This window comes from Microbacterium meiriae (genome assembly GCF_040685015.1).
Taxonomy (GTDB): Bacteria; Actinomycetota; Actinomycetes; order Actinomycetales; family Microbacteriaceae; genus Microbacterium; species Microbacterium meiriae.
Genome location: NZ_JBFBHD010000001.1, coordinates 1,486,861 through 1,509,277, shown reverse-complemented (window position 1 = coordinate 1,509,277; position 22,417 = coordinate 1,486,861). Strand labels below are relative to the sequence as shown.

20 protein-coding genes are annotated in these 22,417 nt (G+C 71.3%); 11 read left to right on the top strand and 9 right to left on the bottom strand.

Translation table 11 applies throughout. From position 1 onward, the window contains the following. Positions 1-3: 3 nt before the first annotated feature. Together AB0N68_RS07385 and pyrE are read right to left on the bottom strand one after the other, a co-directional pair. Positions 4-906, bottom strand: coding sequence for an ROK family protein (locus AB0N68_RS07385; protein ID WP_259953848.1), 903 nt, complete (start codon positions 904-906; stop codon positions 4-6). After that, positions 903-1,463, bottom strand: a complete 561-nt coding sequence (gene pyrE / locus AB0N68_RS07380) for an orotate phosphoribosyltransferase (RefSeq protein WP_187662600.1) — start codon at positions 1,461-1,463, stop codon at positions 903-905. Before pyrE ends, AB0N68_RS07385 begins: the two co-directional genes overlap by 4 nt. Before the next feature lie 37 nt (positions 1,464-1,500). On the opposite strand from pyrE, the gene AB0N68_RS07375 reads away from it, so the two are divergent. Together AB0N68_RS07375 and AB0N68_RS07370 are read left to right on the top strand one after the other, a co-directional pair. Next, positions 1,501-2,346, top strand: a complete 846-nt coding sequence (locus tag AB0N68_RS07375) for an exodeoxyribonuclease III (protein WP_259953845.1) — start codon at positions 1,501-1,503, stop codon at positions 2,344-2,346. Between the two features lie 46 nt (positions 2,347-2,392). Next, positions 2,393-3,250 carry a Cof-type HAD-IIB family hydrolase gene (locus AB0N68_RS07370; RefSeq protein WP_280564544.1) on the top strand — a complete coding sequence of 286 codons (858 nt, stop codon included), beginning with the start codon at positions 2,393-2,395 and terminating at the stop codon, positions 3,248-3,250. A 133-nt stretch (positions 3,251-3,383) separates the two neighbouring features. On the opposite strand, the gene AB0N68_RS07365 is transcribed toward AB0N68_RS07370, so the two are convergent. Genes AB0N68_RS07365 through AB0N68_RS07355 form a run of 3 tightly spaced genes read right to left on the bottom strand, consistent with a single transcriptional unit; the run spans position 3,384 to position 5,468 of the window. Beyond that, the gene (locus tag AB0N68_RS07365; RefSeq protein ID WP_313366521.1) at positions 3,384-3,614 is read right to left on the bottom strand and encodes a hypothetical protein; all 231 of its coding nucleotides are present in this window, start codon (positions 3,612-3,614) and stop codon (positions 3,384-3,386) included. Beyond that, complete coding sequence (locus AB0N68_RS07360; RefSeq protein ID WP_259953842.1) at positions 3,604-4,242, bottom strand: hypothetical protein; 639 nt, start codon at positions 4,240-4,242, stop codon at positions 3,604-3,606. Before AB0N68_RS07360 ends, AB0N68_RS07365 begins: the two co-directional genes overlap by 11 nt. Continuing rightward, a complete protein-coding gene (locus AB0N68_RS07355; RefSeq protein WP_259953840.1) occupies positions 4,239-5,468 on the bottom strand; it encodes an MFS transporter in 1,230 nt (409 codons plus the stop codon). Before AB0N68_RS07355 ends, AB0N68_RS07360 begins: the two co-directional genes overlap by 4 nt. Positions 5,469-5,547: 79 nt before the next feature. Here AB0N68_RS07355 and AB0N68_RS07350 point away from each other — a divergent pair, with 79 nt between their 5' ends. The 5 genes from AB0N68_RS07350 (at position 5,548) to AB0N68_RS07330 (ending at position 10,777) form a co-directional block, all read left to right on the top strand. Next, the gene (locus tag AB0N68_RS07350; RefSeq protein ID WP_259953838.1) at positions 5,548-6,801 is read left to right on the top strand and encodes a sensor histidine kinase; all 1,254 of its coding nucleotides are present in this window, start codon (positions 5,548-5,550) and stop codon (positions 6,799-6,801) included. Then, a complete protein-coding gene (locus AB0N68_RS07345) occupies positions 6,798-7,487 on the top strand; it encodes a response regulator (protein WP_259953832.1) in 690 nt (229 codons plus the stop codon). Before AB0N68_RS07350 ends, AB0N68_RS07345 begins: the two co-directional genes overlap by 4 nt. Before the next feature lie 38 nt (positions 7,488-7,525). Continuing rightward, on the top strand, positions 7,526-8,707 hold the full coding sequence (locus AB0N68_RS07340) for a benzoate/H(+) symporter BenE family transporter (protein WP_280564539.1): 1,182 nt from the start codon (positions 7,526-7,528) through the stop codon (positions 8,705-8,707). Positions 8,708-8,813: 106 nt separating this feature from the next. Beyond that, positions 8,814-9,698 carry an ABC transporter ATP-binding protein gene (locus AB0N68_RS07335; protein WP_187664243.1) on the top strand — a complete coding sequence of 295 codons (885 nt, stop codon included), beginning with the start codon at positions 8,814-8,816 and terminating at the stop codon, positions 9,696-9,698. After that, positions 9,695-10,777 (top strand): ABC transporter permease, encoded by a 1,083-nt coding sequence (locus AB0N68_RS07330; protein WP_292794968.1) that lies wholly within the window; start codon positions 9,695-9,697, stop codon positions 10,775-10,777. Before AB0N68_RS07335 ends, AB0N68_RS07330 begins: the two co-directional genes overlap by 4 nt. An 85-nt stretch (positions 10,778-10,862) precedes the next feature. On the opposite strand, the gene AB0N68_RS07325 is transcribed toward AB0N68_RS07330, so the two are convergent. Beyond that, on the bottom strand, positions 10,863-14,381 hold the full coding sequence (locus AB0N68_RS07325) for a bifunctional proline dehydrogenase/L-glutamate gamma-semialdehyde dehydrogenase (RefSeq protein WP_292794967.1): 3,519 nt from the start codon (positions 14,379-14,381) through the stop codon (positions 10,863-10,865). 139 nt (positions 14,382-14,520) lie between these two features. On the opposite strand from AB0N68_RS07325, the gene AB0N68_RS07320 reads away from it, so the two are divergent. Together AB0N68_RS07320 and AB0N68_RS07315 are read left to right on the top strand one after the other, a co-directional pair. Next, positions 14,521-15,429: a LysR family transcriptional regulator gene (locus tag AB0N68_RS07320; protein WP_280564535.1), complete on the top strand. Its 909-nt coding sequence runs from the start codon at positions 14,521-14,523 to the stop codon at positions 15,427-15,429. A 99-nt stretch (positions 15,430-15,528) separates the two neighbouring features. Beyond that, entirely contained in the window at positions 15,529-16,116 is a 588-nt protein-coding gene (locus tag AB0N68_RS07315; protein ID WP_280564533.1) for a nitroreductase family protein, read from the top strand. Between the two features lie 68 nt (positions 16,117-16,184). Here AB0N68_RS07315 and AB0N68_RS07310 read toward each other — a convergent pair whose 3' ends face one another. Continuing rightward, positions 16,185-18,395 (bottom strand): ATP-dependent Clp protease ATP-binding subunit, encoded by a 2,211-nt coding sequence (locus AB0N68_RS07310; RefSeq protein WP_187662612.1) that lies wholly within the window; start codon positions 18,393-18,395, stop codon positions 16,185-16,187. Positions 18,396-18,480: 85 nt separating this feature from the next. Then, complete coding sequence (gene coaBC / locus AB0N68_RS07305) at positions 18,481-19,680, bottom strand: bifunctional phosphopantothenoylcysteine decarboxylase/phosphopantothenate--cysteine ligase CoaBC (RefSeq protein WP_280564531.1); 1,200 nt, start codon at positions 19,678-19,680, stop codon at positions 18,481-18,483. Positions 19,681-19,773: 93 nt separating this feature from the next. On the opposite strand from coaBC, the gene AB0N68_RS07300 reads away from it, so the two are divergent. Beyond that, positions 19,774-20,472, top strand: coding sequence for an NRDE family protein (locus AB0N68_RS07300; RefSeq protein ID WP_280564529.1), 699 nt, complete (start codon positions 19,774-19,776; stop codon positions 20,470-20,472). Positions 20,473-21,195: 723 nt separating this feature from the next. On the opposite strand, the gene AB0N68_RS07295 is transcribed toward AB0N68_RS07300, so the two are convergent. Continuing rightward, positions 21,196-22,164, bottom strand: coding sequence for a GlxA family transcriptional regulator (locus tag AB0N68_RS07295; RefSeq protein WP_280564527.1), 969 nt, complete (start codon positions 22,162-22,164; stop codon positions 21,196-21,198). Positions 22,165-22,250: 86 nt separating this feature from the next. On the opposite strand from AB0N68_RS07295, the gene AB0N68_RS07290 reads away from it, so the two are divergent. Next, a complete protein-coding gene (locus AB0N68_RS07290) occupies positions 22,251-22,412 on the top strand; it encodes a hypothetical protein (RefSeq protein ID WP_259953815.1) in 162 nt (53 codons plus the stop codon). Positions 22,413-22,417: the final 5 nt, after the last annotated feature.

The window sequence follows — 22,417 nt, the reverse complement described above, 5'->3', positions numbered from 1 at the left end:
CCGTCAGCGCAGGACGAGGGCGGCGGCGCCGATCAACGGCCCCTCGTCGCCCAGGCCCGAGCGGACGACGCGGGTGCGACGCGAGTATTCGTGCACGGCGCTGGCGGTGAGAGCCTGCTGGACGAGGTCGATGTAGTCCGCCGACACCTGCGAGAAGCCCCCGCCGATGGCGACGACATCGAGGTCGACGAGGGTGGCGGCATCGGCCAGCGCCTCCCCGACGGCGCGGGCCGAGCGCTCGATCGCCGCACGGGCGACGGCGACACCGGCCGCGGCATCCCGAGCCAGGTCCTCCCCGGTCGCGCCGGGCCAGCCCTGCTCCCGCGCCCAGGCGGCACTGGCAGGTCCGGAGGCGATCTCCTCGAGAGTGAGCCCGCCCTCGCGGCGCACCTGGCCGAGGTGCCCGGCGTTGCCGCTCGCCCCGGGCACATACGCACCACCCACGACGAAACCGCCGCCGACGCCGGTGGACACGACGATCGACAACGAGGCTCCCGCCTGCTGCGTCGCCCCCAGCCACGACTCCGCGAGCGCGAGCGCGCCGCCGTCGTGACCCAGGACCGCCGGGACCTCCCGGCCGAGTGCGGTCGAGGCCGCACGGGCGACCGCGTCGACGAGGCCGAAACCCCGCGCGAGGGGCATGTTCACCGGCAGGATCTCACCGCGGGTCCGATCCACGGGACCCGCGCTGCCGATCCCGGCGCCGACGAGCTCCGCGTCGGCGGGAAGGGCCGCGAGCGCATGCCGCACGATCGCGTCGACCGCCGCCGCCAACGACGCCGACGTCGCCTCACGGCCGGTGGGCTGCCGGCTGCGGCTGCCGGGGACGAGCGCGCCGTCGTCGGCGACGAGGGCGGCCTCCATCTTCGTGCCGCCCACATCGACGGCCAGCGCGTAGCGGGTCACTGCGGGTCGAGCCCGAGGTCGTCGAGGTCGAACGCCGCGCGCCACTCCAGACCCTCGGCCTCGATGGCGGCCTGCGCGCCGGTCTTGCGGTCGACGATCACCGCGACGGCGACGACCTCCGCGCCTTCCTTGCGGAGCGCCTCGACGGCCTTGAGCGCGGACTGCCCGGTGGTCGAGGTGTCCTCCAGCACGACCACGCGCTTGCCCTTCACGTCGGCGCCCTCGATCTGGCGACCGCGGCCGTGGTCCTTCGGCTCCTTCCGCACGACGAACGCGTCGAGCGGACGGTCGGTGCCGACCGAGGCATGCAGGACGGCGTTCGCGATCGGGTCGGCGCCGAGCGTCAGACCGCCGACGGCGACGACGTCGAGATCGGCGATCAGGTCGAGCATGATGCGGCCGATCGCCGGGGCTGCGCGGTGGTCGAGGGTGAGCTTGCGCATGTCGACGTAGTACGTCGCCTTCTTGCCGCTGGAGAGGGTGAAATCGCCGTGGAACACCGCCTCGTCCGTGATGAGGGCGAGGAGGGTCCGGCGGTCTGCGTCGAGTGCGGTCACGGCATCCAGTGTAGGAGGCACACCCTAGGCTGGACGCATGCGCTTGGCCACCTGGAACGTCAACTCCATCCGCACCCGCGTCACCCGCACCGTCGAGTTCGCCGTCCGTGAAGACATCGACGTGCTCGCGATGCAGGAGGTGAAGTGCAAGCCGGAGCAGTTCCCGTATGCGCCGTTCGAGGAGGCCGGCTACCACGTCGAGGTGCACGGCCTGAATCAGTGGAACGGCGTCGCGATCGCGAGCCGTCTGCCCGTCACCGATGTCCGCACCGCCTTCGACGGCATGCCAGGGTTCGCGAAGGGCCACGAGGGCCCCGATGCCCCGCAGGAGGCGCGCGCTCTGGGCGTCATGGTCGACGGCGTGCGCGTCTGGAGCCTGTACGTGCCCAACGGCCGCTCGCTCGATGACCCGCACTATGTCTACAAACTGCATTGGCTCGAGCAGCTCAAGCGGTCCACGGCGGCCGAGCTGTCGGCGAACCCCGACCTCCCGCTCGCCCTCGTCGGCGACTTCAACATCATCCCGTTCGACCATGACAACGGCGATCCCGACATCGTGGTCGGCCGGTCCACCCACGTGTCCCCCGCCGAGCGCGACGCGTTCTTCGCCCTGACCGACGCGGGGGTGACCGATGTGGTGCGTCCGCTGCTCCCCGAGGGCTACACCTACTGGGACTACCAGCGGCTGAAGTTCCCGCGCAACGAGGGCATCCGCATCGACTTCATCCTCGGCTCGAAGACGTTCGCCGATGCCGTCACCGGCGCGTCGATCCACCGCAACGAGCGCAAGGGCGAGCAGCCCAGCGACCACGTGCCCGTGGTGGTCGATGTGGACTTCGGCGGCGACGACGCCGACGACGACCTGCCGATGATCTTCTCCTGACCCTTCGACAGGCTCAGGCCCTTCGACAGGCTCAGGGACCCATCGCATGGCAGACTCAGGGACCCATTCCGTGCGGCTGATCGCGACCGACCTCGACGGCACCCTGCTCGATAGCTCGTCCACGGTGTCGCCGCGTACCCGCGCGGCGCTCGATGCCGCGCGGGATGCGGGCGTCGCGGTGGTGCCCGTCACCGCCCGCCAGCCCATCGGCCTTCGCGTGATCGCCGCCGACGCCGGATTCGACGGGTGGGCGCTGTGCGGCAACGGCGCGTACGCGACGCACCTCACCGAGGGCCGCATGCTGTTCGCCGAGGAACTGCCGCCCGCGACCCTTCGCACCGTCGCCGACGCGCTGCGCGCCAGCGTTCCCGGCCTGCTCTTCGCGAGCGTACGGGAGGGCGGCGAGACGTTCGTCGCGCAGCACGGCTACGCGACGATCGCGCAGCTGTCCGACCACAAGCGCGACCCCGCGACGATGAGCGGCGTCCCGCTGGACGAGGTGCTGGCCGCGCCGACGCTCAAACTCGTGATCCGGCACCCCGAGCTCGCGCCCGCCGCACTCTTCGAGACCCTGCGGTCCCTCGGGCTCACCGGCTTCGAGGCCACGCTGTCCGGCGCCCCGTTCGTCGAGGTCATGGCGCAGGGCGTCACGAAGGCCACGGGACTCGCGCGCCTCTGCACCCACCTCGGCATCGATCGCTCCGACGTCGTGGCGTTCGGAGACGCCCTCAACGATGTCGAGATGCTCCGCTGGGCCGGTCACGGCGTGGCGATGGCGCACGCGGAACCCGTCGTGCAGGAGGCCGCGGACGAGACCACCGCGACCAACGACGAGGACGGCGTGGCCCGCGTGATCGAGCGCCTGCTCGACTATCGGGCTATCGCCTCTCGGGCGAATACCTGACAAATCGATTCACCCGACACATCGATATTGCGGGCGGAGCATGCGGGTGGTCGTACCCGTCGCGTTCGCCACCGTCTGCACGTTCACCGTCCCCTCCAGGTTCGAGAACCACCACGTCAGCGTTGTGCCACCGCTACCGCAGAAGTGCGCCGACGAGAGTGAAGATGCCGAAGCCGATGAAGAGTATCCCGACGATGAGCATCCTCATCGGCGTCCTCCCGGGCGGCATCGCATCATCAGCTAACGGCTCCCCGTACATCCTCTCCACGCCGTGATGGAAGATCTGGGAAACAGACCTGCGGAAAATCATCAGGGCAAGCCCGATCACGATCAGTATCGGTCCGATCACTGACTCAGCAGACACGTGCAGTCCCGGGAGCGAAGCTCATAGGTGGTGCCATCGGAGAACTGCCACCCCGCACACGCCGTGCGGCAGCATCCTCCGCTTCATCCCGCGATGGACTGAAGTCAACGAAGGTCTCGTCACAGAACGGTTCGCGAAGCTCGGACCAGTCGGAGCCCGAGAACCGTCCTGCCCCAGGCAGGAAGACCGCTTCTCCGTCGACGCTACGAACGTGAAGTACACCGTCGTCGTCCACCTCCCAACGCGCATCGCCAGCATCTCCCTCGCTGGCGTCAGCGACACAAAGCCGGGCGTCAGCAGACGTCTCGATGTGCCCCAATGAGATTCCCGACAGCTGGGCAGTTCCGTCCGCGTAGAGCTCGATGGTTGTGTTGGCGGCATCCGGGACGTCTGGGTCCTTCGATCGCTGCCAGCTGATCGGGAACTCGAACTGATCGCCGGGCCCCGGTGTCTTCGTGAGAGCAGGAATGACCAAGACCGCGCATATCACCACGAGGAAGATGGCCACCCCCGCCCCCACTACTCCCCACAGCACGGTTTTATTCACTTGCACGCGATCTCTCCACAGTGCTTCAGAATGAAGTTGTAGTACTGAGTACTGGATCGTATTGCACTCGGCGCTCTTCATGTCGCTTCATAGTTCTGCCCTTCGCCGTCGTGTCCGTTCGCCCGGTTCTGGTCCGGCCGCGCGTCGACGCGCGGCGGTCGGAGACCGAGGAGCGCCACGGCCCCGGCTCCCGCCGTGAGCACCGCGATGACGCCGATTCCGACCGCCGGCACCGTCGCCGTCGCCACGGCCCCGGCGACCAACGGGCCACCCGCGTCGCCCAGCTCCCGGCCCAGTTCCGCACTGCCCATCGTGCGTCCCATGCGTTCCGCGGGCGTCGATGCCGCCAAGTGCGAGAACGCCACCGGCGTCGCCAGGCCCACCCCGGCGCCGACCAGCACGCCCGTGACGCACAGCACGATCGGCGTCACCCACAGCGCGGTGAGCCCGATGCCGAGGCCGATCAGGAGCAGCCCGCCGACGGCCCCGAGACGGACGGAGAGCCGACCGCGGTCGTGCGCCGCGCCGACGAACGGCTGCACGATGCTCGACACGATCGCCAGCACCGTGACGATCGCCATGCTGCCCACCGTGCCGAGCCCGGCCTGTCGCCCGAGCAGCGGGAGGAATCCCACGGCCACGGCGAGCGCACCGGTCGTGGCCGCCAGCACGAGGGTGGGGACGAGGAACCCAGGGGCGAGGAGCTCCCGGCCGAGGTCGACGAGCGTCACCCGCTTCCGCGGCAGCACGGGCACGGCGGGGACGGCGAGGAGCACCCATCCGGCTGCCGCGAGTCCGAGCACGGCGAGGGCCCAGAACAGGGCAGGGATCCCTCCCACCACCACGAGCACCGCGCCGAGCAGCGGGCCGAGCGCGTATCCGAGACTCTTCCAGGAGCCGTAGCGCCCGAAGTAGCGGCCACGGGACGCGTCGTCCGTCAACCGGGCCACCGCAGCGGACGAGGCCGGCGAGAACGCCGAGGCCGCGGCTCCCTGGCCGAAGCGCGCGATCACGAGACCGACCATGCCGGGGGCCTGAGCTCCGACCACCGAGAACGCGGCGAAGGCCAACAGCCCGCCGATGATCACGGGACGCACGCCGACCCGGTCGCTGAGGGCGCCGAAGAGCGGTTTCAGCAACACCTCGGCGAGGTCGTACAGCGCGAGCGTGAAGCCGAAGGCCAGCAGCGTCCAGCCGATGTCCTCGGTCTCGGCGCCGAGGGCCGCGGCGATGCCGTGCGCGCCGAAGGCGGTGGTGAACCCGGCGAGGTAGAGCGGTGCCAGGCGCGGGCGCGGCGAGGAGGTCACACCTGATCCTGGCAGACGTACCGCCCGCGTCCGTCGCACGGGGGATGCCGCGCGACAGTCCCCGCCCTACGGTGGAGGGATGGCCTTCACCCGGACGCCGACCCTGCGCGACCAGCGCGGCGACCTCCTCCTCGCGCTCGTCCTCTTCGTCGGTGCGATCCTCAGCGCGGCGCTCTCCTCCATCGCCCAGGTCTACGGCGACGAGCAGGCCCCGCTGTGGACCGCGCTCGTCTACGCCGTCGTCGTGGCGGCGCCGCTCGGGTTCCGCCGACGCTGGCCCGGCACCGTGGCCGTCGTGGTGTCGCTGGCCTACTTCACGGCTGTGACGATCCGAGTGCCGGAGATCTACGTCGGCAACATCGCGATGTTCATCGCGCTCTACACGGTCGGCGCCTGGATGAACGATCGCCGGAAGGCCCTCGTCGTCCGCGTCGCCATCATCGTCGGCATGTTCGTGTGGCTCCTCATCACCATGTACCGCGACGCCATCAGCGAGGCCGATAAGGCGGACGTCGTCGCCGGAGCCATGTCGCCCTACGTGGCGTTCATGCTCATCCAGATCCTCCTCAACGCCCTGTACTTCGGCGGTGCCTATTACTTCGGCGAGCGCTCCTGGGCGGCAGCCGAGCAGCGCACCGTGCTGGAAGAGCGCACCCGCGAACTGGAGCGCGAGCGCGAGGTCACCGCGGCGCAGGCGGTGGCCCTCGACCGGGTGCGGATCGCCAGGGAGCTGCACGACGTCGTCGCCCACCACGTGTCGGTGATGGGCGTGCAGGCGGGCGCCGCGCGCCTCGTGCTCGAGAGCGATCCCGCCCAGTCGGCGCGCATCCTCTCCGGGATCGAGTCCTCCGCGCGGGACGCGATCCAGGAGCTGCGCCAGCTGCTGGAGACGCTGCGCACTCCCGGCGGCGACACGACCGAGTCGGCGTCGACCGTCTCCCTCGACGACATCGCGGCGCTCGCGCAGGCATCGACCGAGGCGGGTCTCCCCACCGCGTACACCGTGATCGGCGATCCGGTGCCCGTTCCCTCGCTCGTCGCCGTGAACCTGTACCGGATCGCACAGGAATCGCTGACCAACGCCCGTCGGCACGCCGGACCGGGGGCGACCGCGGACGTGCGCGTGCGCTACGACGACGACGGCGTGGAGGTCGAGGTCGTGAACACCGGCCGCGCCATCGCCCAGCTGCGACCCGGTCTCGGACAGCTCGGGATGCGCGAGCGCGCGGCAGCCTCCGGCGGCACCGTCGAGGTCACTCCGCGCGTCGCCGGGGGTCTGCGGGTCCGGGCGCGGGTGCCGCTCGGCACGGCCGTGCCGGAGGGCGCACGATGACCGCGCCGATCCGAGTGCTCCTCGTCGACGACCACGCCCTCCTCCGCGCGGGATTCCGCACGATCCTCGACACCCAGCCCGACATCGCCGTCGTGGGCGAGGCCTCGACGGGAGCCGAGGCCGTCGCGCAGGCCGCCGCGCTGCGCCCCGACGTCATCACGATGGACGTGCAGATGCCCGACATGGACGGGATCGAGGCGACGCGCCGCCTCGTCGCCGACCCGTCGGTGGGCGCCGCGATCGCGATCGTGACGACGTTCGACCGCGACGACTATCTCTATCAGGCGCTCGAAGCCGGCGCGAGCGGATTCCTCCTCAAGAACGCGGGCGCCGAGGATCTCATCTCCGCGGTGCGCGCTCTCGCGGCCGGGGACGGCATGCTGGCACCCGAGGTGACCCGCCGCGTCCTCACCCGCTTCGCCGGAGCGACCCCGGAAGCCGGCGCCGCTCCCGCCCGCGCGGTGGCGAAAGCGCCCGCGACGGCCGTACTCGCGGAGCCGCTGACCGAGCGGGAGGCCGAGGTGCTGACCCTGCTCGCCGACGCCCGCAGCAACGCCGAGATCGCCCGGGCTCTGTTCATCGGCGAGGCCACCGTGAAGACCCATGTCTCGCGCATCCTCCAGAAGCTCGGTGCCAGGGACCGCGTGCAGGCCGTCGTGCTCGCGCATCGGATGGGGCTGGCCTGACCGGAGGCGGACCGCTCCCCCGCGATACTCTCGGAGCCATGCCCGCCGCCGTCCCCGTAACCCGTCCGATCGTCGCCGGGATCGTCACGGCACTGGTCGGGTTCACGAGCTCCTTCGCGGTGGTGCTCACGGGGCTCGACGCCGTGGGCGCGTCGGCGGCGCAGGCGGCCAGCGGACTCCTCGCCGTGAGCCTCGCGATGGGGCTCGCCTGCATCGTGCTGGCCTGGCGCTACCGGATGCCGATCACGGCCGCGTGGTCCACCCCCGGTGCCGCACTGCTCGTGGCGACCGGCAGCGTCGAGGGCGGCTGGCCCGCCGCCGTCGGAGCCTTCCTCGTGACGGCGTCCCTCATCCTCCTCACGGCGCTCTGGCCCGCGCTTGGCGCCCTGATCGCGCGGATCCCGCCGTCGATCGCGCAGGCCATGCTGGCAGGGGTGCTGCTGCCGCTCTGCCTCGCGCCGATCACCGGGGTCGTCGCGAACCCGTGGGGTGTGCTCCCGGTCGTGCTGACCTGGCTGCTCTTCGCCCGTCTGGCTCCCCGGTGGGCCGTGCCGCTGGCCTTCGCCGCCGCGGCCGCGGTCGTCGCTCTGTCGCTGGTCTCCGCCGGGACCCCCGTCGACCCGGCCGTCCTCCTGCCGCGGTTCGAGCTGACGATGCCGGCCTTCACGGTCGGGGCCCTGGTCGGCATCGCGCTTCCGCTGTTCATCGTGACCATGGCGTCGCAGAACGTGCCGGGTATCGCGATCATGCGCAGCTTCGGCTACAAGGTCCCGTGGCGTCCGGCGATGCTCGTGACCGGTCTCGGCACGGCGCTCGGCGCTCCGGCGGGCGGTCATGCGATCAACCTCGCCGCCATCAGCGCGGCCCTCGCCGCGTCCCCCGACGCCGACCCCGACCCCACCCGGCGCTGGCTCGCCGGTGTCTCGACCGGAGCGTCCTACCTCGTGCTGGGCGCGTTCTCCGCCGCCTTCGCCACGCTCGTCGTGCTCGCCCCGACGGCGGTGATCCCGGCGGTCGCGGGGCTGGCGCTGTTCGGCGCCTTCGGCGCGGCCGTCCAGCAGGCGATCGACGACCCCGGTGAGCGGCTCCCCGCGGTCGTCACGTTTCTCGTCGCCGCCTCCGGCATCGCGGTGCTCGGGGTGAGTGCGGCGTTCTGGGCGTTGGTCGCCGGCCTGCTCGTGCGCACGGTGCTGCACGTCGGCCGTCCGTCCCGCGGCTGATCCGTCGCAGTCCCCCCTGCGGGGGATGCCCCGCCCCGCCCGCACTCAATAGCGTGAAGATCATGCGGATCACCTTCGGACGGAGCACCACGACATGACAACCGGACTGCTGGAACTCTCCGGCATCACCAAGAGCTACGGCAGCCGCCGGGTGCTGGACGACGTGTCGTTCACGGTCGCGCCGGGCCGCCTCACCGGCTTCGTCGGCGGCAACGGCGCCGGCAAGACCACGACCATGCGCATCATCCTCGGCCTGCTGTCGTCGGACGGCGGACGGGTCGACCTCGACGGGGCGCCCCTCACCACCAGCGACCGCCGCCGCTTCGGCTACATGCCCGAGGAGCGCGGCCTGTATCCGAAGATGAAGGTCCTGGAGCAGATCGTCTACCTCGCGCGCCTGCACGGATTCAGCAAGCCGGAGGCGACGGAGCGGGCGACCGCGCTGCTCACGGAGCTCGGGCTCGGCGAGCGCCTCGACGACACGATCGAGTCGCTGTCACTGGGCAACCAGCAGCGCGCGCAGATCGCCGCGTCGCTCGTGCACGACCCCGAGGTGCTGATCCTCGACGAGCCCTTCTCCGGCCTGGACCCCCTCGCGGTTGACGTCGTCGCCGGGGTCCTGCAGGCCAGCGCGGCCCGCGGCGCCTCGATCCTCTTCTCCTCGCACCAGCTCGACGTGGTCGAGCGTCTCTGCGACGATCTCGTCATCCTCGCCGGAGGCACCATCCGGGCGGCCGGATCCCGGGACGGCCTCCGCGCCGAGCACGCCCGCGATCGGTACGAGCTGGTCTCCGCGGGGGACGCCGGGTGGCTGCGCACCGAGCCCGGGGTCACGGTCGTCGACTTCGAGGGCGGCTACGCGCTCTTCGACGCGGACGGCCCCGACACGGCCCAGCGCGTGCTGCAGTCTGCGGTCGCGCGCGGCGACGTCGCGAGCTTCGCACCCAAGCACCCCTCCCTCGCCCAGATCTTCAAGGAGGTCATCCAGTGAACGCCTCGACCCCCGCACGGAACGGGATCTGGCTGGTCGCCGAGCGGGAGATCGGCTCCAAGCTCCGCAGCAAGGCGTTCCTGATCTCGACCGGCATCCTGCTGCTCATCGCCCTCGCCGGCGTGCTGTTCGGCGGCTTCGCGAGCCAGAACGACGACGCCATGCCGGTGGCCGTGACCTCGGAGACCGCGGGCGCCGTGTCCGCCCTGCCCGACGTCGAGGTGACCGAGGTCGCCTCCCGCGCCGAGGCCGAGGAGCTGGTCCGCGAGGGCGACGTCGATGCGGCGGTGCTCGCGGGCGACAACGCCGCGGGCTACACGATCGTCGCCCTGGAGGATGCCCCCGGGTCGCTCGTGTCCGGGCTGTCGCTCTCGCCCGAGGTCGTCATCCTCGAGCCGGTGACCACCAACCCGCTGCTGCGCTACTTCATCGCGATCGCGTTCGGGCTCGTCTTCATGATGGCGGCGGCCACGTTCGGCGGCACCATCGCGCAGAGCGTGGTCGAGGAGAAGCAGACCAGGGTGGTCGAGGTGCTGCTGTCGGCGATCCCCGCGCGCACCCTGCTCGCCGGCAAGGTCATCGGCAACACGGTGCTCGCGATGGGGCAGATCCTCGCCCTCGCGGCCGTCGCCACCATCGGCCTCATCGTGACGGGTCAACGCGAGGTTCTGACCACCCTCGGCGCCCCCATCATCTGGTTCGCGGTGTTCTTCCTGTTCGGGTTCATCCTGCTCGCGGCGATGTTCGCGGCGGCCGCCTCCATGGTCTCCCGCCAGGAGGACATCGGCTCGACGACGACCCCCATCACGATGCTCATCATGGCGCCGTACGTGCTGGTGATCGTGTTCAACGACAACCCGTTGGTGCTGACGATCATGTCGTACGTGCCGTTCTCGGCTCCGGTCGGAATGCCGATGCGTCTCTTCGTCGGTGAGGCGCAGTGGTGGGAGCCGCTGCTGAGCCTCGCGATCCTCCTGGCGAGCTGCGTCGCGGCGATCGTCGTCGGCGCGAAGATCTACGAGAACTCCCTGCTCCGGATGGGCTCGCGGGTGAAGCTCGCCGAGGCTCTGCGCGGCTGACTCCCGAGACCCCGCTTTCGCGCCGAGACCCCCTGCTGCACGCGCGTGCAGCAGGGGGTCTCGACGTGTAGCCGGGGTCTCGGGATCAGAGGATGCCCTCGGAGAGCGTGGTCGGGTTGCCGAAGCGGTGGTTGGTGATCGACACGGCCTGTTCGCGCAGGAACGGGAGCATCTCCACCCGGCCCGCTCCGGTCACGGCGTGCGACCAGACCGCGACGTCGGGGCTGCCGTCGAGGGCCGTGTGCAGCGCGCCGGCGTCGCCGCCCACGAGCCGCACCCGCTGCCACGACCGGGCCCCCTTCGCGTAGCGCTTGGTCCACGCGGCGTCCGACTCGGTCTTCACGGTCACGCCCTGCGCCTTGAGCGCCTTCTCCACCCGGGACGGCAGCGACGCGGCCGACACGGTGAACGGGCTGCCGCTGCGCAGGGCAGCGGCGAGCACCCGGACCCCCTCGGCGAGCGGCGCGTCCTCGGCGACGCGCACGTCGACGGCCACCGGACGGTACCGGAACACGTTGCGCTCGACGCCGAGTCCGGACTTGTCGCTCACGGCGCCGAACTCGTCGATCCACGCGCGCTCGTCGGCGGCCGCGGCACGATGCAGCCACTCGATGCCCGCGGGGTCGAGCTCGGGTGCGGCGGCCTCCAGCAGCCCCGTCACCGCGGGGGTCACCGCCGCCCCCGGAGCCGCGGCGGGCAGCTCGCCCGCACGCCACTCGCCCAGACCGAAGAGGTAGTTCGGACCGCCGGCCTTGGCCCCGGCGCCCACCGCCGAGCGCTTCCAGCCGCCGAACGGCTGACGCTGCACGATGGCGCCGGTGATCCCTCGGTTCACATACAGGTTGCCGGCCTCGACGCGGTCCAGCCAGGTCGCGACCTCGGCGGAGTCCAGCGAGTGCAGCCCCGCGGTGAGGCCGTAGTCGACCGCGTTCTGCAGCCGGATGGCCTCATCGAGGTCCTTCGCGTGCATGATGCCGAGCACGGGTCCGAAGAACTCGGTGAGGTGGAAGTACGAGCCCTCGCGCACGCCGGTCTTCACCCCCGGTGTCCACTGCTTCCCCTCGTCATCGAGCTTCCGGGGCTCGACCAGCCAGCGCTCGCCCTTGTCGAGAGTGGTGAGCGCGGTGAGGAGCTTGCCGTTCGCGGGCTCGATGATCGGCCCCATCTGCGTGGCGGGGTCGTCGGGAAGCCCGACGCGCATCGAGGTGACCGCGTCCACGAGCTGCCGCTCGAAGCGCTTCGAGTCCGCCACCGACCCGACGAGGATCGCCAGCGACGCGGCCGAGCACTTCTGCCCCGCGTGGCCGAACGCGCTGCGGGCGACGTCGGCGGCGGCGAGGTCGAGGTCGGCCGACGGCGTCACGATGATCGCGTTCTTGCCGCTGGTCTCGGCGAGCAGCGGCAGGTCGGCCCGGAAGGAGCGGAACAGCTGTGCGGTCTCGTAGGCCCCGGTGAGGATGACCCGGTCGACCTGGGGGCTCGCCACCAGGCGGGTGCCGAGGTCGCGGGAGGCGAGGTCGACGAGGGCGAGCAGATCGCGCGGGACGCCCGCGGCCCACAGCGCCTCGACCATCACGGCGCCGCACCGCTGGGTGAGCTTCGCGGGCTTGATGATCACGCCGGATCCGGAGGCGAGGCCGGCCAGCACACCGCCGGCGGGGATCGCCACGGGGAAGTTCCACGGCGGCGTGACCACGGTCACCTTCGACGGCACGAACTCGGCGCCGGGGATGGCCTCGAGATCCTTCGCGCGCTCGGCGTAGTAGTGCGCGAAGTCGATCGCCTCGCTGACCTCGGGGTCGGCCTCGGCGATGGTCTTGCCTGCTTCGTGCGCCATGATCTCCAGCAGCTCGCCGCGGCGGGCGGCGAGCTCGTCGCCCGCGCGGTGCAGGACGGCGGCGCGCTCGGCGGCGGGAAGCGCTGCCCATTTCTCGGCGGCGGACGTGGCGGCCGCGAACACGGCGTCCAGCTCGGCGTCGGTCTCGATGCGGGCCGCGGCGATCGCGTCCCGGCCGAGCGTCGAGGAGACCGAGCGCTGCAGGATCTCCCGGCCCCACGCGCGGTTCGCGGCGAGCGCGGGATCGGTGTCGGGCTCGTTCGCGAAGCCGTCCGTCGTGGCGGCGGGGCGCGGAGCCGTGCGGTCCTGCGTGCGGTTCGGGCCCGGCACCGACGGGTCGGCGACGAGCGCGGCGAGCGAGCGCTCGAAGCGCTCCCGCTCGCGGGTGAGCAGGGTCGGGTTCGAGGCCAGCTCGAACACGGCCGACATGAAGTTCTCGGGGCTCGCGTTCTCCTCGAGGCGCCGCACGAGGTAGGCGATGGCGACGTCGAACTCCGCCGGGTTCACGACCGGCGTGTAGAGCAGGAGACGGCCGACGTCCTTGCGGACGGCCTCGGCCTGCCCGGTCGCCATGCCGAGCAGCATCTCGTACTCCACGAGGGCGCCCTTCTGCCCCTGGGTCCCTGAGGCCGCGCTCCCCTGGGTCCCTGAGCCTGTCGAAGGGCCGGTCACACCACGGGCCTTCGCCAGCAACCACGTGTACGCGATGTCGAAGAGGTTGTGACCGGCGACGCCGATACGCACGGCGTCGAGCCGCTCGGGGGTCATCGCCCAGTCGAGCACGCGCTTATAGTTCGTGTCCGAGTCCTGCTTGGTGCCGTAGGTCGCGAGCGGCCAGCCGTGCACCTTCGCGTCGACCTCCTCCATCGCGAGGTTCGCGCCCTTGACGACGCGCACCTTGATCGGCGCTCCGCCCTTGGCGCGGCGCGCGGCCGCCCACTCCTGGAGCCGCTGCATGGCGCCGAGCGCGTCGGGGAGATACGCCTGCAGCACGATGCCCGCCTCGAGGTCCTCCAGGCCCGGCTGGTCGAGGATGCTCGTGAAGGCCGCGATCGTCAGGTCGAGGTCGCGGTACTCCTCCATGTCGAGGTTGATGAACTTCTGCGTCCCGGTGCGGGCCCCCTTCGCCTCGGCCTTCGCCGCGAGCCGGTACAGCGGGGTGAGCTTCTCCACGACATCGGCGACGGCCTCGTCGAACGACCACATGGAGAGCTGACTGACGACGCTCGAGACCTTGATCGAGACGTAGTCGACGTCCGGGCGGGCGAGGAAGTCGTACGTGCCCTGCAGTCGGCGGCCCGCCTCGCGCTCGCCGAGCACGGCCTCGCCGAGGAGGTTGAGGTTGAGCCGGTTGCCGGTCTTGCGGAGCTTGGCGATGGCCGGGCCGAGCTTGGACGGCGTGGCGTCGAGCACGAGGTGGCCGACCATGGCCCGCAGCACGCGCCGCGAGATCGGGACGACGACGTTCGGGAGCTTCGGCGCCCAGAACCCGCCGGCCTTGATGGCGGCCCGGAGGTAGCCGGGCAGCAGCGTGGGCGTGATGTCCGACAGCTCGGCGAGCTTGCGGCCGGCGACCCGCAGGTCCTCCGGACGCATGACGCCGTCGACGAAGCCGACGGTGAAGTCCAGTCCGTTCGGGTCCTTGAGCACCTCGGAGAGGCGCTGGGCGGCCGGCTCGACCGGGTGGGTCTCGCTCTCGGCGAGCCAGCGCTGCACGAGCGCGGCGACCTCTTCGGTGCGGGGGGTGGTGTCGTCGATGACGGTCATGGGGCGGGGGTACCTTCCTCGGCCTCGCACACCCGGGTGTCGTGTGCGGCTGGATCATTGTCCAGCCGCTCGGTAGGCTCCGTCTATCAACCGATTCGAGTGGATTCTGTTCACTCATCCCGAACGATTGGGAGCCGTCGTGCTCGACGTCCACCGCCTGCGTCTGCTCGTGGAACTGTCGCGCCGCGGCACGCTCTCCGCGGTGGCCGACGCGCTGTCCTACAGCAAGGCGTCCGTGTCCCAACAGCTCGCCGCACTGGAGCGCGATGTCGGGGTGCCGCTGCTGCGTCGGGTCGGTCGCGGGGTGCAGTTCACCCCTCAGGGGAACGTGCTGGTCGCCGAGGCCATCGGCATCCTCGATCAGATCGAGCACGCCCAGGTCGCCGTCGCCGAGTCGCTCACCGAGGTGACCGGCACCGTGCGCCTCGCGGTGTTCCAGTCCACCGCGCACTCCCTGCTGCCCCGCGCCCTCGCGGCCCTCGGCGAGCGCCACCCCGCCCTGCGCGTCGAGGTGACCGAGCGCGACCCGGAATCCGGCCTCGTGGGCGTCTCCAGCCGCGACTACGACCTCATCCTCGCGGAGCAGTATCCGGGGCGCACACGCCCCATCCACGCCGACCTCGACCGTGTCGTGCTCGCCCACGACGCCATCGCCCTCGCCCGGCGCCCCGGAGCTGCGGGAGCCGCCGACCCCGTCGCCGCCCTGTGGGCCACCCGCGCGGAGCCGTGGGTGCTCGAGCCTGCCGGCACGGCGTCCCGCGCGTGGGCCGAGCAGCTCTGTCGCACCGCCGGGTTCGAGCCGGACGTGCGTTTCGAGCTCGCCGACCTCACCGCGCACGTCCGGCTCATCCACGCCGGGCTCGCGGTCGGGCTCCTCCCCGAGCTCGTGTGGGCGGGTGACACCCCGACGGTCGACCTCGCCCCGCTCCCGCAGGAACCGCGCCGGGAGATCTTCTCCTCCGCGCGGCGGGTGTCCGCGGACGCCCCCTCGATCCGCGCCGTCCGCGCCGCGCTCGCCGACGCCGCCTCCCGCAACCTCCTGGACTGACGCGAACCGACCTCCGGGAATATGCATGCACATGCATCGGTTCATCCCCCGTGTACGCGGACGACGGTGTCCGATCCCCTCCGTCCGAAAGGCACTTCCGTGAGCACTCCCGTCATCGACCGCACCGCCCCGACCGAGCACCCCGTCCTCGACGTCCTCGCCGGCCGCTGGAGCCCCCGCGCGTACGACGCGCAGCATCCGATCGACGAGGCCAAGCTCGCCACCGCGCTCGAGGCCGCCCGCTGGAGCCCCTCCGCCAACAACATCCAGCCGTGGCGCTTCATCGTCGCCCGCCGCGGCACCGCCCTGCACGCCCAGATCGTCGACGCGCTCATGGGCTTCAACCAGGCCTGGGCCGGCAACGCGGCCGTGCTCGTCGTCGCGATCGCCGAGACCGCGACCGCCGACGGCACGGCGATCAGCCACGCGTTCTACGACCTCGGCCAGGCCGTGGCGCACTTCTCCGTGCAGGCCCACCACGACGGCCTCGTCGTGCACCAGATGAGCGGCTTCGACCCCGAGGTCGTCCGCGAGTTCGCCGACCTGGAGGCGCGCTTCACCCCCGCCACCGTCATCGCCGTCGGCGAGTTCGGCGACATCGAGGCCCTGCCGGAGGTGCTGCAGGAGCGCGAGGTCGCCCCGCGCGTGCGTCGTCCGATCGCGGAGACGGTCGTCCTCAGCGCCTGAGCATCGACACACGAAAGGCCCGGTATTCGTCGCGCATACCGGGCCTTCTCGCTATGTGCCGGTCGGGATCAGTCGTCGAGCAGCTCCGCCTCGATCACGTCGTCGTCCTCGACCTCCGGCTCGGGGGTCGTCGCCGTGAGCACGAGGCCCGTACCGTCGGCCGCCACGTCCACGCGGACGGTGTCGCCGTCGTGCACGCCACCCGAGAGGAGGGCGGTCGCGAGCTTGTTCTGCACCTCGGTCTGGATGAGGCGACGCAGCGGGCGGGCGCCGAACACCGGGTCGTAACCGCGCTCGGCCAGCCACGACCGCGCCCCAGGAGTGACCGCCAGCGTGAGGCGACGGTCGCGCAGCCGGTCGTGAAGCTGGTCGACCGACAGCTCCACGATCTGCGCGAGGTCGTCCTCGGTGAGCGCCTGGAACATCACGATGTCATCGAGACGGTTCAGGAACTCGGGCCGGAACGCCTGGCGCACGAGCGCCATCACCTGCTCCCGCTTCTCCTCCACGGAGAGCACGGGGTCGATGAGGATCGGCGAGCCCAGGTTGGAGGTCAGGATGAGGATCACGTTCGAGAAGTCGACCGTGCGCCCCTGCCCGTCGGTCAGCCGCCCGTCGTCGAGCACCTGCAGCAGCACGTCGAACACCTCGGGGTGCGCCTTCTCGACCTCGTCGAGCAGGATCACGCTGTAGGGACGACGCCGCACGGCCTCGGTGAGCTGACCGCCCTGCTCGTAGCCGACATACCCGGGAGGGGCGCCGACGAGCCGGGAGACCGAGTGCTTCTCGCCGTATTCCGACATGTCGATGCGCACCATGGCGTGCTCGTCGTCGAAGAGGAACTGCGCGAGCGCCTTGGCCAGCTCGGTCTTGCCGACACCGGTCGGTCCGAGGAAGAGGAACGAGCCCGTGGGACGACCGGGATCGCTGATGCCCGCGCGCGAGCGGCGCACGGCGTCGGACACCGCCTTGACGGCATCCTTCTGGCCGATGAGGCGCTTGCCGAGCTCGTTCTCCAGGTGCAGCAGCTTCTCGCTCTCCCCCTGCAGCAGCCGCCCGACCGGGATGCCCGTCCAGGCCGCGATCACGGCCGCGATGTCCTCCTCGGTGACCTGCTCGTTCACCATGCGCGGCTCGCTCGAGGCGGTGGCCTCGGCCTGCTCCGCCTCCGCGATGTCGCGCTCCAGGCGCTTGATCGTCTCGTACTCGAGCTTCGACGCCTTCGTGTAGTCGGCGTTGCGCATGGCGAGGTCGCGCTGGGTGATCGCGTCGTCGAGCTGCTTCTTCAGCTCACCGACGCGGTTGAGACCCTGCCGTTCCCGCGCCCACCGGGCTTCGAGTCCGGCGAGCTCCTTCTCGAGCTCGACGAGGTTCTCCCGGAGGGTGCCGAGACGCTCCTTGGACGCGGCGTCCTTCTCCCGCTTGAGCGCGAGCTCCTCCAGCTTCAGCCGGTCGACCTGGCGCTTGAGCTGGTCGATCTCGACCGGAGAGGAGTCGATCTCCATCTTCAGGCGCGACATCGACTCGTCGATCAGGTCGATGGCCTTGTCCGGAAGCTGCCGCGCGGGCAGGTAGCGGTTGGACAGCGACGCCGCGGCCACGAGGGCGCTGTCGGAGATGGTCACCCCGTGGTGCGCCTCGTAGCGGCCCTTGAGCCCGCGGAGGATCGCGATCGTGTCCTCGACGGTCGGTTCGCCGACGTACACCTGCTGGAAGCGGCGCTCGAGGGCGGCGTCCTTCTCGATGAACTCGCGGTACTCGTTGAGCGTGGTGGCGCCGATGAGCCGCAGCTCGCCGCGGGCCAGCATCGGCTTGAGCATGTTCGACGCCGCGACCGAGCCCTCGCCGCCGCCCGCACCCATGAGCACGTGCAGCTCGTCGATGAACGTGATGACCTGGCCGTCCGACTCGGTGATCTCCTTGAGGACCTGCTTCAGGCGCTCCTCGAACTGGCCGCGGTACATGGCGCCCGCGACGAGGGCGGAGATGTCGAGCGAGACGAGCTCCTTGTCCTTGAGGGACTCCGCGACGTCGCCCGCGACGATGCGCTGCGCGAGCCCTTCGACCACCGCCGTCTTGCCGACGCCGGGCTCGCCGATCAGCACCGGGTTGTTCTTGGTGCGACGAGTGAGCACCTGGCTGACACGCCGGATCTCACTGTCCCGTCCGATGACGGGGTCGAGCTTGCCCTCGCGGGCGCGGTCGGTCAGGTTGATGCCGAACTGCTCGAGGGCGGACTGCTGTTCCTGGTTCGGGGATCCGGTCTGCGGGGTGGTCATGCGCTCCTCCTGGAGATGCTCCTTCTGAAAGTTGAGTTTGGTTGACTCAAGTTTAGCATTCGGCGGTGCGCGACTCCACCGCCCCTCACCTCTCGCGGGCGACCTCGTCCCAGACGGCCGCCGCCACCTCGCGCTTGCTCCCCGCCGCGGTCCGCGCCACGACCCCGCCGGGCCCGAGGATGTGCACGGCGTTCTCGCCGCGCTCGAACCCCTGCTCCCAACCGACCTCGTTCACCACCAGCAGGTCGACCCCCTTGCGCTCCTGCTTGCCGCGGGCGCGGGCGAGCATCTCCGCCTCATCCTCGGGCGTCTCCGCCGCGAACGCGACGATGAGCTGTCCCGCGCCTCGCTTCTCGACGAGCGCGGCGACGATGTCCTCGTTCTCGACGAGCTCGATGGTGCCGACCCCGCCGCGGTCCTTGGTGAGCTTGCGCGCGGAGACCTCGACCGGTCGATAGTCGGCCACGGCCGCCGCCATCAGCACGACGTCGGCCGCCGCGGACTCCTCCTTCATCGCCGCGGACAGCTCCGCGGCCGTGCCGACCCGGACGATCCGGACGTGCGGGTGGCGGGCCTCCGCGAGCACGTCCCCGGAGACGTTCGCCGCGACGAGCGCCACCTCCGCGCCGCGCGCCGCCGCCTCCGCCGCGAGCGCGACCCCCTGGCGCCCGCTGCTCCGGTTGCCGAGGAAGCGCACCGGATCGATGGGCTCCCGCGTCCCGCCTGCCGAGACGACGACCCGCACGCCTGCCAGGTCGCCCGGTGTCAGCAGCGCCTGGGCCGCCGCCAGGATCTCCTCCGGCTCGACCATGCGACCGGGTCCGCTGTCACCGCCGGCCAGCTCGCCGTCGGCCGGTCCGACCACGTGCACGCCGCGTTCCCGGAGCGTCGCCATGTTCGCCTGCGTGGCCGCGTTCCGCCACATCTCCGCGTGCATCGCGGGCGCGACGAGCACGGGCGCCTCGGTCGCGAGCAGCGTCGTGCCGAGGAGGTCGTCGGCCAGCCCCGCGGCCATCTTCGCGAGCGAGTTCGCCGTCGCCGGGGCGATCACGATGAGGTCCGCTCCCTGGCCCAGGGCGACGTGCCGGACGCGGGCAACGTCCTCATGCACGCTCGTCGTCACCGGGTGCCGACTCAGGGCCTCCCAGGTCGGCAGGCCCACGAAGCGCAGCGCGTCCTCGGTGGGCACCACGGTCACCTCATGACCGGCCTTCGTGAGCAGGCGCACGAGGTGCACCGTCTTGTACGCGGCGATGCCGCCCGTGACTCCGACGACGATGTTCACGCCTCGATTCTGCCCCAGGGTCCGGACGCCCGGGTCATCGCGCACGGATTCGTCGCGGGTCCCGCCCGCCTCGACCGACCTAGACTCGGAAGCGTGTGCACGGTGGTGATCGATGTCGAGACCGCGGGATCCGCGCGGCTGCTGGCCGTCCGCGACGAGGACCCGGCTCGGGAGTGGGATGCCCTGGGCGAGTGGTGGCCCGAGGAGTATCCGGGGGTGATCGGCATCCGTGACCGGCGGGCCGGTGGGGCCTGGCTCGCCGTGAACCCCGTGGAACGACGCCTCGCCGTGCTCCTCAACCGCGCCGACGTGCAGGACCTCTCGGCGGGCGCGGCCGTCTCCCGCGGCACCCTTCCGCTCGCCGCGGTCACCGGCCGCTCCCCGCAGGGCGCGCCGCGGATGCGCGGCTTCAATCTGCTCGAGGTCGGGCCGGACGGCGCCCGGGTGCTCTCCTGGGACGGTGCCGGGCTGCGGGACACACCCATCGAGCCCGGGACGCACATGATCGCCCACGACGACCTCGACGACGAGGAGACCCCGCGCATCGCCGCCTGGCTCCCGGAGTTCCGCGCGCTGGGACCCGCCGCGGCGAGCGCCGACTGGGCGACCGAGTGGACCGCGCTCCTCGGAGCCTCCGCCGCCCTGCCCCCGGAAGACGACCGCGCCATCATCCGTGACAACCGCCCGCACGGCTACCCGACGCAGTCCCTCCTCTACGCGGTCGCCACGGTCACGCCCACCGGGGTCGACGTCCGCGACGTCACCCTCCCCTCCCCCGCCCACTGGCACTGACCCCTCCTCGCTTCCCGATCCCGTCCCGTCCCGCCCCGCGATCCCCGCGCGGGATCAAAAACGCACCTCCCAGCCCCTTCTGCGGAGCCATTCTGATCCCGCCCGCCCGTCACTTCTCGCGCGGGATCAAAAACGCACCCGGTCTGCCATTCCGCGGAGCCATTCTGGTCCCGCGTCGATGCAGCTAGCCTGCCGGCCGGTCCGAGGAGATCCACTGCGGAGCGCACAATGCCCACCCCCGGCGGCTCGGGCCGGAGTGGGGCGCAACGGAGCGGGACGGAAAGAGCTCCGAATGCCACCCCCGCGCGCGCAGTCTTGATCCCGCTCGACAGACGCGGAAGCGGAACGGAAACCGCTCCGGACGCGGCTCACTCCAGCGCGTTCTTGATCCCGAACGGCAGCGGAGAACGGACGCGGCTGGTAGCGGGACGGAAACGGCCCCGGGGACGGTCCACGCCCGCGCGTTCTTGATCCCGAACGGCAGCGGAGAACGGACGCGGGACGGACGCGGCTGGTAGCGGGACGGAAAAGGCCCCGGGACGGTCCACGCCCCGCGCGTTCTTGATCCCGAACGGCACCGGGGACGGACGCGGGGACGGATGTGGGGACGGAAAAGGTCCCGGACACGGTCCGCTAGCGGGCGCTATCGATCCCGCACGTTGGCGGGGCCGGTGCGGGCCCGCGGGACGGGTCCGGCGCGGGCGCAGCGGGAGGGGGAGGCGGTCAGGCGGCAGGGACGGCGGTGGCGCAGGAGAAGCGGGCGCGGTAGGCGGTGGGGGTCACGCCCAGCACGCGGGCGAAGTTCTGCCGCAGGACGGCCGCGGAACCGAAGCCGCAGTCGGTCGCGATGTGCTCGAGCGGAAGGTCGGTGCGCTCGAGGAGACGCTGGGCCTGGATGATCCGCTGCCGCCCGAGCCACGCGGCGGGGGTCGCCCCGTACTCGGCTTTGAAGCGGCGCGCGAAGGTCCGCGGCGACATGAGCGCCCGCGCCGCGAGCTGGTCGACCGTCAACTCGTCACGGAGGTTCTCCACCGCCCAGTCGGCCACCGCGGCGAACGAGTCCGTGGGTGCGACCGGGATGGGCCGATCGATGAACTGCGCCTGACCCCCGTCGCGCTGCGGCGGCACGACCATCCGACGCGCGATCCGGTTGGTGATCTCCGCCCCGAGCTCCTGTCGCAGCAGGTGCAGGCAGGCGTCGATGCCCGCGGCAGTGCCCGCGCTGGTGATGATGCGGCCGTCCTGGACGAAGAGCACGTCAGGATCGATGTCGATGTCGGGGTACATGTCCGCCATCGTGTGCGCGTACATCCAGTGCGTCGTGGCGCGCCGCCCGTCCAGCACTCCGGCCGCCGCGAGGATGAACGAGCCGCTGCACACGCTCATCACCCAGGCTCCGCGCGCCACCGCTTCGCGGGCGACCTCGACGAGGAGCGGATCGATGTCGCCCCAAGTCTCCCGGGGCACCGGGCAGAACACGACGAGGTCGGCCTCCGCGGCGAAGGACAGATCATGCTCCACGTTGATGGAGAAGCCGATCTTGGAGCGCACGACCCCGGGCCGTGGGGCGACGATGCGGAAGTCGAAGTTCGGCACCCCGTCGGACGACCGGTCCAGACCGAACGCCTCGCAGGCGACCCCGAACTCGAACGGCGCGAAGCCGTCCTGCACCACGCACGCGACGGTCTTCATCACATCTCCCGGAATGGCAGTTTTCCTACGAACAGTGCCCGATCCGCCACTCGTGGCAGCATAACACCGAGCGTAGCTTTTCTGCCATGCTACTCCTCATCCTCCTCCTCGCCCTCAGCATCTGGGCGATCATCGCCACGTTCGTCGAACTGCGGCGCGACGGCTACCGTCGCACCCCCACGGACTGGAGCCGCGTCACCGGACAGGACGCCCTGTCGCAGGCCGACCCCGGCCACGTCTACCGCTGACGTCC

Excerpts from the sequence above, each read along its gene's own strand:
- AB0N68_RS07310 (WP_187662612.1), bottom strand. The coding sequence starts at position 18,395 with ATGACCACCCCGCAGACCGGATCCCCGAACCAGGAACAGCAGTCCGCC.
- AB0N68_RS07350 (WP_259953838.1), top strand. The coding sequence starts at position 5,548 with ATGGCCTTCACCCGGACGCCGACCCTGCGCGACCAGCGCGGCGACCTC.
- AB0N68_RS07325 (WP_292794967.1), bottom strand. The coding sequence starts at position 14,381 with ATGACCGTCATCGACGACACCACCCCCCGCACCGAAGAGGTCGCCGCG.
- AB0N68_RS07345 (WP_259953832.1), top strand. The coding sequence starts at position 6,798 with ATGACCGCGCCGATCCGAGTGCTCCTCGTCGACGACCACGCCCTCCTC.
- AB0N68_RS07340 (WP_280564539.1), top strand. The coding sequence starts at position 7,526 with ATGCCCGCCGCCGTCCCCGTAACCCGTCCGATCGTCGCCGGGATCGTC.
- AB0N68_RS07295 (WP_280564527.1), bottom strand. The coding sequence starts at position 22,164 with ATGAAGACCGTCGCGTGCGTGGTGCAGGACGGCTTCGCGCCGTTCGAG.
- AB0N68_RS07290 (WP_259953815.1), top strand. The coding sequence starts at position 22,251 with ATGCTACTCCTCATCCTCCTCCTCGCCCTCAGCATCTGGGCGATCATC.
- AB0N68_RS07360 (WP_259953842.1), bottom strand. The coding sequence starts at position 4,242 with ATGAAGAGCGCCGAGTGCAATACGATCCAGTACTCAGTACTACAACTT.
- AB0N68_RS07375 (WP_259953845.1), top strand. The coding sequence starts at position 1,501 with ATGCGCTTGGCCACCTGGAACGTCAACTCCATCCGCACCCGCGTCACC.
- AB0N68_RS07370 (WP_280564544.1), top strand. The coding sequence starts at position 2,393 with ATGGCAGACTCAGGGACCCATTCCGTGCGGCTGATCGCGACCGACCTC.